General features: G+C 69.0%; 14 protein-coding genes. 6 read left to right on the top strand and 8 right to left on the bottom strand.

Annotation, left to right across the window (positions count from 1 at the left end):
• Window positions 1-14: 14 nt before the first annotated feature.
• From ACCD06_RS18050 to ACCD06_RS18040, 3 genes are read left to right on the top strand one after another with little or no spacing between them, the layout of a single operon-like run.
• A complete protein-coding gene (locus ACCD06_RS18050) occupies window positions 15-956 on the top strand; it encodes a LysR substrate-binding domain-containing protein (RefSeq protein WP_136705007.1) in 942 nt (313 codons plus the stop codon).
• The gene (locus tag ACCD06_RS18045; protein ID WP_413342237.1) at window positions 953-1,921 is read left to right on the top strand and encodes an SH3 domain-containing protein; all 969 of its coding nucleotides are present in this window, start codon (window positions 953-955) and stop codon (window positions 1,919-1,921) included. The genes ACCD06_RS18050 and ACCD06_RS18045 overlap by 4 nt, the downstream gene beginning before the upstream one ends.
• Before the next feature lie 60 nt (window positions 1,922-1,981).
• The gene (locus ACCD06_RS18040; protein ID WP_413342235.1) at window positions 1,982-3,745 is read left to right on the top strand and encodes a DUF3369 domain-containing protein; all 1,764 of its coding nucleotides are present in this window, start codon (window positions 1,982-1,984) and stop codon (window positions 3,743-3,745) included.
• 57 nt (window positions 3,746-3,802) lie between these two features.
• Here ACCD06_RS18040 and ACCD06_RS18035 read toward each other — a convergent pair whose 3' ends face one another.
• The 5 genes from ACCD06_RS18035 to rpmI form a co-directional block, all read right to left on the bottom strand.
• On the bottom strand, window positions 3,803-4,216 hold the full coding sequence (locus ACCD06_RS18035) for a response regulator (RefSeq protein WP_109073679.1): 414 nt from the start codon (window positions 4,214-4,216) through the stop codon (window positions 3,803-3,805).
• Window positions 4,217-4,586: 370 nt separating this feature from the next.
• Window positions 4,587-6,998: a phenylalanine--tRNA ligase subunit beta gene (gene pheT, locus ACCD06_RS18030; protein WP_413342233.1), complete on the bottom strand. Its 2,412-nt coding sequence runs from the start codon at window positions 6,996-6,998 to the stop codon at window positions 4,587-4,589.
• A 12-nt stretch (window positions 6,999-7,010) separates the two neighbouring features.
• Window positions 7,011-8,078, bottom strand: a complete 1,068-nt coding sequence (gene pheS / locus ACCD06_RS18025; protein ID WP_413342231.1) for a phenylalanine--tRNA ligase subunit alpha — start codon at window positions 8,076-8,078, stop codon at window positions 7,011-7,013.
• 131 nt (window positions 8,079-8,209) lie between these two features.
• Window positions 8,210-8,581 carry a 50S ribosomal protein L20 gene (rplT, locus tag ACCD06_RS18020; RefSeq protein ID WP_012975157.1) on the bottom strand — a complete coding sequence of 124 codons (372 nt, stop codon included), beginning with the start codon at window positions 8,579-8,581 and terminating at the stop codon, window positions 8,210-8,212.
• Between the two features lie 36 nt (window positions 8,582-8,617).
• A complete protein-coding gene (gene rpmI, locus ACCD06_RS18015) occupies window positions 8,618-8,818 on the bottom strand; it encodes a 50S ribosomal protein L35 (RefSeq protein WP_012975158.1) in 201 nt (66 codons plus the stop codon).
• 322 nt (window positions 8,819-9,140) lie between these two features.
• On the opposite strand from rpmI, the gene ACCD06_RS18010 reads away from it, so the two are divergent.
• Window positions 9,141-9,929 carry a class I SAM-dependent methyltransferase gene (locus ACCD06_RS18010; protein ID WP_247882671.1) on the top strand — a complete coding sequence of 263 codons (789 nt, stop codon included), beginning with the start codon at window positions 9,141-9,143 and terminating at the stop codon, window positions 9,927-9,929.
• A 6-nt stretch (window positions 9,930-9,935) separates the two neighbouring features.
• Complete coding sequence (gene ubiB / locus ACCD06_RS18005) at window positions 9,936-11,474, top strand: 2-polyprenylphenol 6-hydroxylase (RefSeq protein ID WP_413342227.1); 1,539 nt, start codon at window positions 9,936-9,938, stop codon at window positions 11,472-11,474.
• 132 nt (window positions 11,475-11,606) lie between these two features.
• Here ubiB and ACCD06_RS18000 read toward each other — a convergent pair whose 3' ends face one another.
• Window positions 11,607-12,533, bottom strand: coding sequence for a 2-hydroxyacid dehydrogenase (locus ACCD06_RS18000; RefSeq protein ID WP_109073672.1), 927 nt, complete (start codon window positions 12,531-12,533; stop codon window positions 11,607-11,609).
• A gap of 87 nt (window positions 12,534-12,620) precedes the next feature.
• Between ACCD06_RS18000 and ACCD06_RS17995 the strand changes: the two genes are divergently transcribed.
• A complete protein-coding gene (locus ACCD06_RS17995) occupies window positions 12,621-13,280 on the top strand; it encodes a pseudouridine synthase (protein WP_413342225.1) in 660 nt (219 codons plus the stop codon).
• On the opposite strand, the gene ACCD06_RS17990 is transcribed toward ACCD06_RS17995, so the two are convergent.
• Both ACCD06_RS17990 and ACCD06_RS17985 read right to left on the bottom strand, forming a co-directional pair.
• Complete coding sequence (locus ACCD06_RS17990; RefSeq protein ID WP_413342223.1) at window positions 13,222-15,042, bottom strand: acyl-CoA dehydrogenase C-terminal domain-containing protein; 1,821 nt, start codon at window positions 15,040-15,042, stop codon at window positions 13,222-13,224. The genes ACCD06_RS17995 and ACCD06_RS17990 overlap by 59 nt on opposite strands.
• A gap of 37 nt (window positions 15,043-15,079) precedes the next feature.
• On the bottom strand, window positions 15,080-16,006 hold the full coding sequence (locus tag ACCD06_RS17985) for an electron transfer flavoprotein subunit alpha/FixB family protein (RefSeq protein WP_413342221.1): 927 nt from the start codon (window positions 16,004-16,006) through the stop codon (window positions 15,080-15,082).
• Window positions 16,007-16,089 lie beyond the last annotated feature (83 nt).

Genomic DNA, 16,089 nt, shown 5'->3' with positions numbered 1-16,089 from the left:
TCCGGTTCCCCGCCATGCCCGCCAATCTCGATACCGACCTGCTGCGCGCCTTCGTCGCCGTCGCCGACAGCGCCAGCTTCACCCGTGCCGGCGAAAGGCTGGGCCGCACCCAGGCGGCGGTCAGCCAGCAGGTGCGCCGGCTGGAGGACACGGTGGGCAAGCGCGTGTTCGAACGTGACACCCACGGCGTGCGCATGACCCGCGACGGCGAGGTGCTGCTGACCTATGCCCGGCGCATGCTGACCCTGAACGACGAGGTGCTGGCCCTGATGCACCGCAGCCCGACGGTGGCCAGCGTCCGCATCGGCACGCCCGACGATTACGCCACCATGCTGCTGCCGGAAATCCTGGCCCGCTTCAACGCCGCCTATCCCGAGGTGATGGTCGAGGTCATCTGCGACAACAGCCCCGATCTGGTGGCGGAGATCGACAAGGGCCGCTACGACCTCGCGCTCGTCACCCGCAAGGCCGGCGAGGCCGGCGGCGAGCTGGTGCGGCAGGAGCCGGTGGCCTGGGTCGCCCCGCCGCTCGATCCCGTGTCGCCGCCGGGACATCGCCCGGTGGAAAGCCTGGACCCGCTGCCGCTGGCGCTGTTCCCCAAGGGCTGCGTCGTGCGCGACCTCGCGGTCGCCGCGCTCGACGGGATCGGCCGCGACTGGCGCGTCGCCTTCACCAGCAAGAGCGTCGTCGCCGTCCATGGCGCGGTGATGGGCGGGCTGGGGGTGACGGCGATGGAATGCTGCACCGTTCCGCCCAGCCTGCGCCGCATCGGCGCCGCGGAGGGGTTTCCCGGCCTGCCGGACGTCGACATCGCCCTGCACCGCGCCCGCGGCACGGCGCCCAAGCCGGTGCGGCTGCTGGCCGACGCCATTCACGACCTTGTCGGCCATGACTTGCTTGGCCGGCGGGAACCGGGCCTTGCTTCACCGGTGTCCGCGAAGGAAGTTGCCACATGAAAGCCGTGCCGACCCGCCGCCTGCTGCCGGCGCTCGCCGTCGCCCTCGCTTGTGTCGGGTTCATCGCTGCCACCCCATCGGCGCGGGCGCAGAGCCCCGTCGCCATCGGCGCCCCGCTGACCGGAGAGGTGGTGCTGAACCGCGACATCGAGGTGCGGATCGGCCCCAGCGAGGATGCGCGCATCGTCATGACGCTGAAGCAGGGCAAGGCGCTGAACGCGCTCGGCACCCCGCGCGGCACCTATTGGACGGAGGTCGCCATCGGCGGCCAGCCCATCGGCTATGTTCCCGCCGATTCGCTGGACCCGGCGCTGATGGTCACCGGCCGGCCGGCCATCGGCGGCGAGGGGCCACGGGCGCACAAGCCTGCCGACCCGGCGAAACCCGGCTCCGGCAAGCCGGCGGCGGACGCTCCCCTGCCCCACCGCAGCGCCGCCGTCGTGCCGCGCGCGGCCTGGGACAAGGCGGCGCAGACCCCGGCGGAGGGCTATGTCGTCGCCGCCGGCCCGATCTCCGCCACCGAGATCCTGAGCAACCGCAAGCGGCGCCCCTTCACCCTGCGCCAGGGCGACGTGGTGGCGCTGATCAGTGCGGCGAACGGCGAGGCCACTCTGGCCCTGCCCGCCGGCACCCGCGCGCTGGCGCCGGTCCAGGGGCTGGTCGGGGTGGTTGCACCCTACCCGCTGCCGGGCATGCCGCCGGTGGAGCCGGGCATGCTCTACGGCATCAAGCTGGGCGAATATGTCAGCTACGCCGAGGGCCTGCGCGCCTGGAAGGAGTTCACCGCCGGACCGGGCAGCGCCTATCGCGACCTGCCGCCGATGGTCTGGCCGGTGTTCCGCAAGGGCCGCCTGCTGTACGAGGTCGGGGTGGCCCCCTTCACCCGGCTGCAGGTCGACACCGCCTGCGGCACGTTGGCGCAACGCGGACTCGATTGTACGGTGATCGAGTTGGATACGTTCTGATAGTTTGCACCAATGGGCCGGCCACGCCCACCCTCATGACGCTTTCACGATCGAAGAGCCATGACCGACGCCGACCCGACTGGACCAGAGGACGAGGCCCGAACCGATCCGGCACCGGAAAGCGGTGACGAGGATCTGGTGTTCCTCGACGATGCCGCCCCGGACGGGGATGCATCAGGCGGGGGCGCGGAGGAGCAGCCCGGCAGCCGCTGGACCATGCTGATCGTCGACGACGAGCCGGAGGTCCATGCGATCACCAAGCTCGTCCTGTCCGACTTCGCCTACAAGGGGCGCAAGGCGCGCTTCCTGTCCGCCCATTCGGCGGCGGAGGCGCGGCGCATCCTGGCGCGGGAAAGCGACATCGCGCTGATCCTGCTCGACGTGGTGATGGAGACGGAGGACGCCGGCCTGCGGCTGGTCCACCACATCCGCGAGGAGCTGCGCAACCGCAACGTCCGTATCATCCTGCGCACCGGCCAGCCGGGACAGGCGCCGGAACGGGCGGTGATCCTCGATTACGACATCAACGACTACAAGGCGAAGACCCAGCTGACCGCCCAGCAGCTGTTCACCACCACCGTCGCGGCCCTGCGCTCCTACGAGGACATCGTAACGATCGACGCCAACCGCCGTGGCCTGGAGAAGATCATCGAGGCGTCGTCGTCGCTGTTCCGCGCCCGCTCGATGAAGCTGTTCGCGGCGGGCGTGCTGACCCAGCTGTCGGGCCTGCTGGGGGTGGGGCCGGACGCCATCCTCTGCATGCAGCGCGGCGGCGCCGGCGCGGCGGGCTGCACCCCGTCGGGATGCGCCCCATCGGGATGTCCCACCAGCCTCTATGTGCTGGCCGGGTCGGGCCGGTTTGAGGCGCTGATCAACGAGCCCGCCGCCGGCCATGTCGACCCGGCCGTGCTGGACGCGGTGACCGCCTGCCTGGAAAGACAGGCGCATGGCTATGCCGGCGACCATTGCACGCTCTACATCCGCACGCCGAACGACCGCGAGACCGTGGTTTATCTGCGCTCCAACCGGCCGCTGTCCGAACTCGACCGCAAGCTGATCGAGGTGTTCTGCGGCAAGATCTCCGTCGGCTTCGACAATCTGCACCATTACGAGCAGCTCTACCGCGCCCAGCAGGGCACGCTGGCGGCGCTGGCCGATCTGGCCGAACGCGGCCGCGGCGCGCTGGGCACGGACGGCGCGGCGGCGGAGAAGACGGCCGATATGGCGGCCGAGATAACTGGGGACAGCCGCTTCAGCCGCTCGCTGCGCATTGCCGCGATCACCGAACGGATCGCCCGCCGCCTGCATGCCGACGGCCTGTTCCCCGAGTCGCTGGACGAGTCGACGCTGGAGATCATCGGGCTCGCCGCCATCCTGCACGACATCGGCAATGCCGCGGTCGATCCGGACATCCTGTCGAAGCCGGGCCCGCTCGATCCGACGGAACGCAGCGCCATGCAGACCCACACGGTGGCCGGCGCCGCCCTGCTGCACCATGCCAGCCATCTGGCCGACGGTCCGACCCATCTGCATCTGGGGGCGGCGGTTGCGCGCTGGCATCACGAGAATTGGGACGGCACCGGCTATCCCGACGGCCGCACCGGGGCGGCGATCCCGCTGTGCGCCCGCATCGTCGCCGTCGCCGACGCCTATGACGCGATGACGCGCGACCGTCCCTATCGTCCGGCGCTGGACCGTGCTCACGCCGTGGAGGAAATCCGGCGGCTGGCCGGCCTGCGCTTCGATCCGGCGGTGGTCGATGCCTTCCTCGCCGTGCTGCCGGAGATCGACCGGCCCGGTTCCGGGGCAGGTCCTGCAACCTGACGGGCGGCCAGACAGGCGGGATGCCGCACCCCTACCCCCGCCCCCTTTTCCTTCGTCCTATCGGCTGCAAAGGGCCTCGACCGCCTCGCGCAGCGGCCCGACCTGCACCGGCTTCAGCAGCAGTTGGCAGCCCAGAAGTTCGGCCTCGTCACGCCGCTCGGGCGTGCTGTCGCCGGTCAGGATGATCGCCGGGATCTGCTGCCCGGTTTCGGCGCGGACGCGCTCCACCACCTCCCGCCCGGTACGGCCGGCCGGCAGGTAATGGTCGGCGATGATCAGGTTCGGCGCCCGGCCCAGACCGCCGAGTTGAGCCTCCAGCGCGGCGGCGCTCAGCGCCTTCACCACCTCGTACCCCCAGCCGTCCAACAGGATCGCCAGCCCCTCGACAATCGAGCGGTCATCGTCGACCACCAGGATCAGCGGCCTGACGGACTCCGGTTTGGTTGCCTGACTGCCTGTAGGATCAGCCATTGATTTCTCCCGGTCTGTCGCTTGCATCAAATTGGACATCGGGCATGCCAAGGCAATGCAAGCGCCGCCTGTGGCCTAACCGTGACATCGGACACATCATAGGCTTACGACGGGCAAACAATCCCAGGGGCCGATCTTCCCACAAAACATTGCATAGCCGTCTAACACTGAATTGCAACAATCGGCATCAGGTTTTTCCCTTAGCGAATGCACTCAAGACTCTTCAATCAGCGATTCAGCATATGATTGGGCAGTCGGCGGTTTGAAAGGACTCTTTCGCGACGCCTTCGGCGAGGACAAAAAAAGAGCCCCCGTCGGAACGGAGGCTCTTTTCTTGAACAGCAGAGACTTCAACCTTTGGGTGACAGTCTCAGGCGCGGAGATTTCCACCGGTCGCCTTGACCACCGCCGCGACGATTTTCTGGCCGACCGCTTCGATCGCCTCATCGGTCAAGGTTGCGCTGGTCGGCTGGTAGGTGACCGACACGGCGACCGACTTGCGCCCCTCGCCCACGCCCGGCCCCTCATAGACGTCGAACACCGCGACATCCTTGACCAGCGCCTTGTCGGCACCCTTCACCGCGCGCAGGATCTTGTCGGCCTCGACCTTGCGGTCGACGACGAAGGCGAAATCGCGCTCCACCGGCTGGAAGGCGGAGAGCTGGACCATCGGCTTGGCGGTGCCGCCCTTCTTCTTGGGCAGCGGCACGGCGTCCAGCATCACCTCGAATCCGACGACCGGACCCTTGACGCCCAGAGCCTCCAGCACCGACGGATGGATCTCGCCGAAGCGGGCCATCACGGTGGGGCCGAGTCGCAGCACGCCGGAGCGGCCGGGGTGGTACCAGCCCGGCGCGTCGGTGGTGACCTGCAGATTGCCGGCGGGGGCGCCGACCGACTCCAGGACCGCCAGCGCGTCGGCCTTGGCGTCGAACACATCGACGCCGCGCGCCTTCTCCGCCCAATGGCGCGGCACCGCCGCCCCGGCGCGGATGCCGGCGGCGACGCTGTCCTGCCCGTCCGGCGCCGGGGTGCGGAAGGCCGCCCCGACCTCGAACAGGCGCACGTCGGCGAAGCCACGGTCGGCGTTGCGGCCAGCGGCCTGGATCAGGTTGGGCAGGATCGACGGGCGCATGACGTCCAGGTCGCTGCTGATCGGGTTGACCAGCCGCAGCCCGGGCTGGCCGCCGCCGAACAGCTCGGCGACCGGACCGGACAGGAAGGACCAGGTCACCGCCTCCGACAAACCGCGGGCGGCCAGCGTCCGCTTGGCCAGCGCAACCCGGCGCTGCTTCAGCGTCAGGGCCGGACGGGTCAGCACCGTCTCGCGCGGCAGCGGCGTCGCCGGGATGGCGTCGAAGCCGTGGACGCGCAGCACCTCCTCGACCAGGTCGGCCTCGCCATGGACATCGGCGCGCCAGGACGGAATGCCGACGCGCAGCCGGCCCTCCTCATCCTCGCCTTCCAGGGTGAAGCCCAGATCGGTGAGAATCCGCTCCTGACGCTCGCGCGGCAGGTCGACGCCGCCCAGCGCCGCGACTCGGCCGGCGCGCAGGGTCAGGCTGCGCTTCCAGTCCGGCTCGGCCCCGGCGACCACCAGTTCCGACGGCTCGCCGCCGCACAGTTCCAGAATCAGGCGGGTGGCGCGTTCCATGCCGGCAAACACCGCGGCCGGATCGACGCCGCGCTCGAAGCGATAGCGCGCATCCGAATCGATGCCCAGCCGGCGGCCGGTCTGCGCCGTGCGCACCGGGTCGAACAGCGCGGCCTCGACGAAGACGTTGACGGTCGCCTCGGTGCAGCCGGTCGGCTCACCGCCGACGATACCGGCCAGAGCCTCCGCCCGCTCGTCGTCGGCCACCACGGTCATGGCGCCGTCCAGCGCGTATTCCTTGCCGTTCAGCGCCGCCAGCGTCTCGCCCTCGCGGCCCATGCGGACGGTGATGTTGCCCTTCACCGTGTCGGCGTCGAAGACGTGCAGCGGACGGGCGGCGTCGAAGGTCAGGTAGTTGGTGATGTCGACCAGCGCCGAGATCGGGCGCAGGCCGATGGACACCAGCTTGTCCTGCAGCCACTTCGGCGACGGGCCGTTCTTCACGCCGCGGATATAGCGGCCGACGAACAGCGGGCAGGCCTCGGGCGCGGCGATGCTGACGCCGATCGGGCTGGCGAAGCGGCCTTCCACCGGGGTGGTGTCGAGATGCCCGGCGGTCAGCGGCTTCAGCGTGCCCATGCCGGATGCTGCGAGGTCGCGGGCGATGCCGCGCACGCCGGCGCAGTCGGCGCGGTCGGGCGTCAGGTTGATGTCGATGACCGGATCGTTCAACCCGGCATAATCGGCGAAGCCGGCGCCGACGGGCGCGTCGTCCGGCAGCTCGATGATGCCCTCATGCTCGTCGGACAGCTTCAGCTCGCGCTTGGAGCACATCATGCCGTTCGACTCGACGCCGCGGATGACGCCCTTCTTCAGCGTGATGTCGGAACCCGGGACATAGGTCCCCTCCGGCGCGAAGACGCCCTTCATCCCGGCGCGCGCATTCGGGGCGCCGCAGACGACCTGCAGGGTGCCGGCGCCGGTATCGACCATCAGCACGCGCAGCTTGTCGGCGTCCGGGTGCTTCTCGGCCGAGACGACATGGGCGACGCGGAAGGGCGCCAGCTCCTTCGACCGGTCATGGACGCCTTCCACCTCCAGCCCGAGGGCGGTCAGCTTCTCCGTGATCTGGTCGAGCGAGGCGTCGGTCTCCAGATGGTCCTTCAGCCAGGACAGCGTGAACTTCATGGATCCGGCTCCTTAGCGCGTCAGGCCGTGGGCGATGTTGGGAATGTCGAGCGCGGCGAAGCCGTAATGCTTCAGCCAGCGCAGGTCGGCTTCGAAGAAGGTGCGCAGGTCGGGGATGCCGTATTTCAGCATGGCGACGCGCTCCACCCCCATGCCGAAGGCGAAGCCCTGGTAACGGGTGCTGTCGATGCCGCAGGCTTCCAGCACGTTCGGGTGGACCATGCCGCAGCCGAGGATCTCCAGCCAGTCGCCGTAATTGCCCAGCTTCAGCTCGCCGCCCTTGCGCGAGCAGCCGATATCGACCTCCGCCGACGGTTCGGTGAAGGGGAAGAAGCTGGGGCGGAAGCGCAGCGGCAGGTCGTCCACATCGAAGAAGGCGCGGCAGAACTCCACGAGGCAGCCCTTCAGGTGCCCCATGTTGGTCGCCTCGTCGATGACCAGCCCCTCGATCTGGTGGAACATCGGGGTGTGGGTCATGTCGTAGTCGGAGCGGTAGGTCCGCCCCGGCGCGATGATGCGGATCGGCGGCTTGTTGTTCAGCATGGTGCGGACCTGCACCGGGCTGGTGTGGGTGCGCAGCAGCATCTTCTTATCGCCGGCATCCGGCAGATAGAAGGTGTCGTGCATGTCGCGCGCCGGGTGGCCGGGCGGGAAGTTCAGGGCGGTGAAGTTGTGGAAATCATCCTCGATGTCCGGCCCTTCGGCGACCGAGAAGCCCATCTCGGCGAAGATGGCGATCATCTCGTCCATCGTCTGGCTGATCGGGTGGATGCGCCCCTCGGTCTCCGGGCGCACCGGCAGGGTCACGTCGACCCGTTCGGCCTCCAGCCGCGCCTTCAGGTGGGCGGCGGCGAGGTCGGCCTTGCGCGCGTCGATGGCGGCGGCGATCTCGTCCTTCAGCGCGTTCAGCGCCTGACCGCGCTCCTTGCGCTCGTCGGGGGTGAGGTTCCCCAGCACCTTCATGAAGCCGGTGATGCGCCCCTTCTTGCCGAGCGCGGAGACCCGCACCTCGTCCAGCGCCGAAAGGTCGGCGGCGGCGTTGACCTGCGACAGAAGTTCGTCTTTCAGCGCGTCGAGCATGGCGGTTCCCGGCAAGCGTGGGGAAAAATCGGTGCAAACAGAAAAAGGGAGCCGGCCCAGCGGCCCGGCTCCCTTCTCTTACAACTGACGCCGTGACGGCAAGCGTTCCCTGGGACGGGAAGCGCTGGGCGTTACGCGGCGGCCTTGGAGGCGAGCGCGGCCTGGGCCTTGTCCACCAGGGTCTTAAAGGCCTCCGGCTCGCGCGCGGCCAGATCGGACAGGACCTTGCGGTCGATCTCGATGCCGGCCAGCTTGATGCCGTTGATGAAGCGCGAGTAGGTCAGGCCGTACTGACGGACACCGGCGTTGATGCGCTGGATCCACAGGCCGCGGAAATCGCGCTTCTTATTGCGGCGGTCGCGGTAGGCGTAACGAAGCGCCTTTTCGACCTTCTCGATCGCAATACGGAAATTCTTGGAATTGCGACCCCGGTAGCCCTTGGCGAGCTTCAGGATCTTGCGGTGACGGGCGTGCGTCGTGACGCCGCGCTTAACACGAGCCATGGTTCAGGTCCTTCCGAATTCTACAATGTGCCGAGATCAGGCGTTGCGCAGCCAGTTCTTCAGCACCGTGCGGGCGTTGGAGTCGCACAGGGTCATCATGCCGCGCGCGTTGCGCTTCATGTTCGGGGACTTCTGTTCCAGGCAGTGGCGCTTGTAGGCGGCCTGAGCGCGGACCTTACCCGTGGCGGTCACCTTGAAGCGCTTCTTGGCGCCGCTCTTCGTCTTCAGCTTGGGCATTTTCGTTTCCTAGAGGGAAATGAGGCGGAATTCCATCGGACGGTTGGGCATGCCCTGAGCCATACGGCCCAGCCTCGCCGCCCGTGGAAGGATGCGCTTATACGCGCGGGGGCAGCGGGATGCAAGGGGGATGTGGCGGAAAGGCTTTCTGCAACGCCCTGGACCCGAGGCTCCTCTTCGGCCGTCATTCCCGCGAAGGCGGGAATCCAGTCGTTCCAAACTTCCGCCCCCCCGCCCCCCGCCCTACGCCATTCGCCGCAGCGTCTTCCGCATCGCACGCCCCCGCTGGCGCATGGCCCCTGCCCGCGCTATGTTCCCGGCCATGAGCGACCGCACCCCCCCATCCTCCGCCGACCCGCAAAAGCCCGTCTCCGGTGCCGAAGGCAACTGGTTCGGCTTCACCCCCGTCGATCCGTCCGCCAAGTCCGGGCTGGTCCGCGCCGTCTTCGACAGCGTGGCGACCAACTACGACCTGATGAACGACCTGATGTCGGGCGGCATCCATCGGCTGTGGAAGGACACGCTGATGGAGTTGGTGGCGCCCAAGCCGGACATGACCCTGCTGGACGTGGCCGGCGGCACCGGCGACATCGCCTTCCGCTTCCTGAAGAAGGGCGGTGGCGCGGCGGTGGTCTGCGACATCACCGAGGCGATGGTCCGGGTCGGCCGCGACCGCGCCATCGACCGCAACATCCTGTCCGGCGTGCAATGGACGGTCGGCGACGCGGAAAAGCTGCCCATCGCCTCGCGCTCGGTCGACGCCTATACCATCGCCTTCGGCCTGCGCAACGTCACCCGCATCGACGAGGCGATCAAGGAGGCCCACCGCGTCCTGAAGCCGGGCGGCAAGTTCTATTGCCTGGAATTCAGCCACGTCGTCCTGCCGGTCCTGCGCGAGCTGTACGACGTCTATTCCTTCCAGGTGCTGCCCTTCATGGGCCGCGTGGTGGCGAAGGACGAGGCGAGCTACCGCTATCTGGCCGAGAGCATCCGCCGCTTCCCGCAGCAGGCCGATCTGGCGAAGCGGATCGAGGCCGCAGGCTTCGGTGCCGTGCGCGTGCGCAACCTGTCGGGCGGGATCGCCGCCATCCATTCCGGCTGGCGGATCTAGGCTCCCGTGTTCCGCATCCTGCGCAACCTGATCCGGATGGCCGTCATCGGCCGGACGGTCGCCCGTCACGACGCCCTGCCCACCAGCCTGCTCGGCACCGCCCCCGGCCTGCTCTGGCTGTGGCGCCGGGTCGCCCGCAAGGGCGTGCCCGGCCGCGAGGGCGAGCGGCTGGCCCGCGCGCTGGCCGAACTCGGCCCCACCTACATCAAGCTGGGGCAGCTTCTGTCCACCCGCTCCGATCTGGTCGGCGAGCGGATGGCCGTCGATCTGGCGGAACTGCAGGACAAGCTGCCGCCCTTCCCCGCCCATCAGGCCCGCGCCATCATCGAGGCGGAGTTCGGCCAGCCGGTCCATGCCCTGTTCCAGAGCTTCGACGACAAGCCGGTCGCCGCCGCCTCCATCGCCCAGGTGCATTTCGCCGTCACCGCCGACGGGCAGGAGGTGGCGGTCAAGGTGCTGCGTCCCGGGATCGAGCAGGCCTTCGAACGCGACATCGACCTGTTCTACCGGCTGGCCGGGCTTGCCGAATGGGTGCTGCCCAGGCTGAAGCGCCTGCGGCTGGTCGAGGTGGTCGACACCTTCGCCCGCACCTCCCGCCTGGAGATGGACCTGCGGATGGAGGCGGCCGCCGCGTCGGAGCTGGCGTCGAACTTCAAGGACGATGAAACCTTCAACGTGCCGAAGGTCGATTGGGAGCGCACCGCCGGCCGCGTGCTGACGCTGGAGCGCATCCGCGGTTTCAAGGTGGACGAGCCGGCCCGCATCTCCGCCGCCGGTTTCGACCGCGACGAGATCCTGGCGATGGCCTCGGCCAGCTTCTTCAATCAGGTGTTCCGCGACGGCTTCTTCCACGCCGACCTGCATCCCGGCAACCTGTTCATCAACGAACAGGGCACCATCACCGCCGTCGATTTCGGCATCATGGGCCGGTTGGACCGCGAGACGCGCTATTACCTCGCCGACATGCTGATCGGCTTTTTGACCGGCGACTACCGCCGCGTCGCCATCGTGCATTTCGAGGCCGGCTACGTCCCGCGCCACCAGTCGATCGAGATCTTCACCCAGGCCTGCCGCGCCATCGGCGAGCCCTTGCAGAACAAGCCGTTGGCCGACATCTCGGTCGGCCGTCTGCTGGCCCAGCTGTTCGCCGTCACCGAACAGTTCGAGATGGAAACCCAGCCGCAGCTGCTTCTGCTTCAGAAGAGCATGCTGACGGCCGAGGGCGTCGGCCGGCTGCTGAACCCCAACATCAACATGTGGGAACTGGCCCGTCCGCTGATCGAGGAGTGGATGCGCGAGAATCGCGGGCCGGAGGCGCAGTTCATCAACGATGCCGGCGCCATCCTGTCCACCGTCCGCCGCATCCCCGCCCTGGTCAGCGAGGCGGAACGGGTGACCCGCGACATGGCGGAGGGCGGCGTGCGCCTGCATCCCCAGACCGTCCGCCAGATGCTGAACGGCTGGGAAACCCGCCGCCGCTCGGACCGCATTGCCCTGTGGGTGATCGCGGCCCTGCTGGCGGTGATCGCGGTTCAGATGCTGTAAGGGCCGCGACCGCGCTGAAGCGTTCGTCGACCGTCATTCCCGCGAAGGCGGGAATCCAGACTTTCCAAGTGTCTGAGCCGGAAGCCTGGATCCCCGCCTTCGCCGGGATGACGGCCGAGAGAGGCTTTCTTCTCAGTAGCCCCGGCTACGGTCCACCAGATTGGGCAGCGGCCGGCCGTCACGCAGGGCCTTCACCGCGTCGGCCACCTGCACGGCGCAACGCGACGGGTGGGTGATTCCGGCGACATGGGGGGTGATGCGGACCTGCGGATGACGCCAGAGCGCATGGTCGGCCGGCAGCGGCTCCGTCGCGAAGACGTCCAGGCTGGCGCCGTGCAGATGCCCGCTCTCCAGCGCGTCGAGCAGGTCCGACTCGACCAGATGCCCGCCGCGGGCGGCGTTGATGACCACCGCCCCCTTGGGCAAGGCGGCGAACAGCGACGCATTCATGATGCCGCGGGTCTCGTCGGTCAGCGGCAGCAGGCAGACGAGGAAATCGCACTGCGGCAGCATCGCCGCCAGCCCGTCGGGACCGGAGAAGCTCTCCACCCCCTCGATGCTCTTGGGGCTGCGGCTCCAGCCCATCAGGCGGTAGTCCAGGGTCCGCAGGGTGCGGGCGGACGCCGCCCCCAGCTCGCCCAGCCCCAGGAAGCCGACGGTCACCTCGGAGGCCGGGCGATGGTCCCTCTGCTCCCACCGCGCCTCGGCCTGGAGGGCGGCATAGCCATCCATCAGCCGGTGCCAATACAGCACTTGGAAGGCCACATAGCCGGCCATGTCGACCGTCAGCCCGTCCGCCACCATGCGGACCAGCGGCACGTCGGGCAGGGTTGGATCCTGCAGGATCGGCTCCACCCCGGCGCCCAGCGACACAATCAGCTTCAGGTTGGGCAGCGTCGCCAGCATGCCGGCCGGCGGCTTCCACACCACCGCCACCTCGATGTCGGCGACGTCGCCGGTCTCGGGCCAGACGCGCATCTCCACGCCGGGAAGATGGCGGGCGATCTCGCGGCGCCAATCCTCGGCGCTGTCGCTGGCGGAGCAGAACAGAAGCGTCACGGCCGAACCCCTGCTATGTAGGTGAGTGTTTGGGGCGCGAACGATAGCGCCTTTCCAAAACTCCGCAATCCGCAAGGACGCATGCCCGTGCCGCGCCTGATCCTGCTGAACAAGCCCTATGGCGTGCTGCCGCAATTCACCGACGATCAGGGCCGCCCGACCCTGGCGGAGCTGGTGCCGGTGAAGGGCGTCTATGCCGCCGGCCGGCTCGACCGCGACAGCGAGGGATTGCTGGCGCTGAGCGACGACGGCCCGCTGATCGCCCGCATCGCCTCACCGGCCAACAAGATGCCGAAGACCTATTGGGTGCAGGTGGAGGGTATCCCGACCGACGAGGCGCTGGAGGCTCTGCACCGCGGCGTCACGCTGAAAGACGGCCCCACCCTGCCGGCCGAGGTGCGGCGGATGGAGGAGCCGGAATCGCTGTGGCCGCGCGATCCGCCGGTGCGCTACCGCGCCGCCATCCCCACCAGCTGGATCGCGCTGACCTTGCGCGAGGGGCGCAACCGGCAGGTCCGCCGCATGACCGCGGCGGTCGGCTTCCCCACCCTGCGGCTGATCCGCTGGTCGATCGGCGATTGGACATTGGATGGGTTGGCGCCGGGGCAGTGGCGGGAGGTCCCCCAACCGCCCGCGACACCCGGCAAAGGGCCAAAGGCCCCGGCACCAACCGGTCAGCGCGCCCCCGTTAAGCCGCGCCGAACAGCTGCTCCTCGCTCAGCGCCATCACGCTCGCGGAGCCGTTGACGATGGTCGCCCGCAGCGCCGCCGCCTTCGGCAGCACATGGGTGGCGAAGAAGCGGGCGGTCAGCGGCTTGGCCGACAGGAAGGCGGTGTCGGCATCGCCCGCCGCCAGCCGTTCCGCCGCCACCTTGGCGGCGCGGGCAAGCTGCCAGCCGCCGGCGACCACGCCCATCAGCTCCAGCAGGGTCACCGACGCGGCGGCCGGCAGGCGCGGGTCCTGCTTCGCCACGCTCAGCACCCAGGCCACCGCCTGCTTGGCCTCCAGCACGGCGGCGGCCAGCTCGGCGCCGGTGGCCCGCAACGACTCGTCCGCGTGGCCGGACAGCTCGCCGCCCAGCGCCGCGATTTCGTCCAGCAGGCCGTTGGCGGTCGCCCCGCCGTCGCGCAGGATCTTGCGGTTGATCAGGTCGTTGGCCTGGATGGCGGTCGTGCCTTCATAGATCGTGGTGATGCGGGCGTCGCGCAGATGCTGGGCAGCGCCGGTCTCCTCGATGAAGCCCATGCCGCCATGGATCTGCACACCGTCCGAGGCCAGCTGCTGGCCGGTCTCGGTGCACCAGCCCTTGGCGATGGGGGTCAGCAGATCGACCAGCAGGGCGGCCCGGCCGCGGGCCGCCTCGTCGGCATGATGGTGCGCCACGTCGACCGCGGCGGCGGCGGTATAAAGGATGCCGCGCATCGCCTCGATCCGCGCCTTCATGCCCATCAGCAGGCGGCGGACGTCGGGGTGGTTGACGATGCCCTTCGACTGCCCCTCGGTCCAGCCCAGCGGCTTGCCCTGCACACGGTCGCGGGCATAGGCCAAAGCCTGCTGATAAGCGCGCTCGGCGATCGACAGGCCCTGCATGGCGACGTTCAGCCGGGCGTGGTTCATCATCGTGAACATGTATTCCAGGCCGCGGTTCGGCTCGCCGACCAGGAATCCGGTCGCCCCGCCCTCGTCGCCGAAGGACAGCACGGCGGTCGGGCTGCCGTGGATGCCCAGCTTGTGCTCCAGCGACACGCACTTCACCTGATTGCGGGCGCCCAGGCTGCCGTCGGGGTTGACCAGGAACTTCGGCACGACGAACAGGCTGATGCCCTTGACGCCCGGAGGCGCGTCGGGCAGGCGGGCCAGCACCAGATGGACGATGTTCTCCGTCAGGTCATGGTCGCCGTAGGTGATGAAGATCTTCTGCCCGCTGACGAGGTAATGGTCGCCGTTCGGCACCGCACGCGACCGCGTGGCGGCAAGGTCGGACCCCGCCTGCGGCTCGGTGATGTTCATGGTGCCGGTCCACTCGCCCGAGATCATCTTGGGCAGGTAGATGTCCTTCAGCGCGTCGGAGCCATAGAGCTGCACCGCATTCACCGCCCCCTGCGTCAGCATCGGGCAGAGCGCGAAGGCCATGTTGGCGGAATGCCACATCTCCTGCACCGCGGTGTTCAGCAGGTTGGGCAGCCCCATGCCGCCGCGCGTCGGGTCGAAGGGCAGCCCGTTCCAGCCGCCCTCCACCAGCGCCTGCCAAGCCGCCCCCCAGCCTTCCGCCGTGCGGGCGATGCCGTCGGCGCCGAGCTTGGCACCCTGGACGTCGCCGATGCGGTTCAGCGGAGCCAGGACATTCTCGGCGATCTTCGCCGCCTCGCCCAGGATGCTGTCCACCATGTCGGGGCTGGCATCCTCGAAGCCCGGCAGAGCCGCCACGTCGGCCATGCCGGCGAGGTGGTCGAGGACGAAGCGGATCTCTTTCAGCGGCGGGGTGTAGGGGATCGCGGCGGCGGTCATGGGGGACCTCTTCGGGTAACGGAGGAAATGAACGGGATCAGACGGCCTGCTGCAGCTCCGGCAGCACCTTGAACAGGTCGGCGACAAGGCCGTAGTCGGCGACCTGGAAGATCGGTGCCTCCTCGTCCTTGTTGATCGCGACGATGACCTTGCTGTCCTTCATGCCGGCGAGGTGCTGAATGGCGCCCGAGATGCCGACGGCGACGTACAGCTCCGGCGCCACGATCTTGCCGGTCTGGCCGACCTGATAGTCGTTCGGCACGAATCCGGCATCGACGGCGGCGCGGCTGGCGCCCACGGCGGCGCCCAGCTTGTCGGCGATGGCCTCCAGCAGGTGGAAGTTGTCGCCCGACTGCATGCCGCGCCCGCCGGAGATGACGATGCGGGCGGAGGTCAGCTCCGGACGCTCCGACTTCGACAGCTCGGCCGAGACGAAGCTCGACAGGGCGGGATCGGCCACGGCGGTGACGTTCTCGACCGGGGCGCTGTTGGTGGCTGCCGCCGCTTCGAAGGCGGTGGTGCGGACGGTGACGACCTTCACCGCGTCGGCCGACTGCACCGTGGCGATGGCATTGCCGGCATAGACCGGCCGCTCGAACGTATCCGAAGAGACCACCGCGGTGATGTCGGAGATCATCGCCACGTCGAGCAAGGCGGCGACGCGCGGCAGCACGTTCTTGCCGGCTGAAGTGGCGGCGGCGAGGACATGGCTGTAGCCGGCGGCAAGCGAGACCAGCAGGGCCGCGACCGGTTCGGCCAGCGCATGCTCGTAGGCGGCATCGTCGGCGAGCAGCACCTTGGCGACACCGGCCAGCTTGGCGGCCTGCTCCGCGGCCGGGGCGGCGTTGCGGCCGGCGATGAGGAGGTGGACGTCGCTGCCGAGCTTGGCGGCAGCGGTCACCGCGTGGGCGGTGGCGGGCTTGAGGGTGGCGTTGTCGTGGTCGGCGAGGATCAGGATGGGCATGGGGCGGGTCCTTGGTTGGCGGGTGGTGAGGTCTGCTGGCTATGGGCTGCGGATTGCCCCCTCCCCATCCCTCCCCCGCTTCG

It is taken from the genome of Azospirillum sp. CT11-132 (assembly GCF_047302835.1).
Taxonomy (GTDB): domain Bacteria; phylum Pseudomonadota; class Alphaproteobacteria; order Azospirillales; family Azospirillaceae; genus Azospirillum.
The sequence above is the reverse complement of the archived record's forward strand: the minus strand, read 5'-3'. Positions and strand labels throughout refer to the sequence as shown.

What these genes read in the sequence shown, in the direction of transcription:
- pheS (WP_413342231.1), bottom strand. Translation starts at nt 8,078, where the DNA reads ATGCTCGACGCGCTGAAAGACGAACTTCTGTCGCAGGTCAACGCCGCC.
- ACCD06_RS18040 (WP_413342235.1), top strand. Translation starts at nt 1,982, where the DNA reads ATGACCGACGCCGACCCGACTGGACCAGAGGACGAGGCCCGAACCGAT.
- ACCD06_RS17990 (WP_413342223.1), bottom strand. Translation starts at nt 15,042, where the DNA reads ATGACCGCCGCCGCGATCCCCTACACCCCGCCGCTGAAAGAGATCCGC.
- rpmI (WP_012975158.1), bottom strand. Translation starts at nt 8,818, where the DNA reads ATGCCCAAGCTGAAGACGAAGAGCGGCGCCAAGAAGCGCTTCAAGGTG.
- ACCD06_RS18035 (WP_109073679.1), bottom strand. Translation starts at nt 4,216, where the DNA reads ATGGCTGATCCTACAGGCAGTCAGGCAACCAAACCGGAGTCCGTCAGG.
- ACCD06_RS17985 (WP_413342221.1), bottom strand. Translation starts at nt 16,006, where the DNA reads ATGCCCATCCTGATCCTCGCCGACCACGACAACGCCACCCTCAAGCCC.
- ACCD06_RS18045 (WP_413342237.1), top strand. Translation starts at nt 953, where the DNA reads ATGAAAGCCGTGCCGACCCGCCGCCTGCTGCCGGCGCTCGCCGTCGCC.
- ACCD06_RS18050 (WP_136705007.1), top strand. Translation starts at nt 15, where the DNA reads ATGCCCGCCAATCTCGATACCGACCTGCTGCGCGCCTTCGTCGCCGTC.
- ACCD06_RS18010 (WP_247882671.1), top strand. Translation starts at nt 9,141, where the DNA reads ATGAGCGACCGCACCCCCCCATCCTCCGCCGACCCGCAAAAGCCCGTC.
- pheT (WP_413342233.1), bottom strand. Translation starts at nt 6,998, where the DNA reads ATGAAGTTCACGCTGTCCTGGCTGAAGGACCATCTGGAGACCGACGCC.
- rplT (WP_012975157.1), bottom strand. Translation starts at nt 8,581, where the DNA reads ATGGCTCGTGTTAAGCGCGGCGTCACGACGCACGCCCGTCACCGCAAG.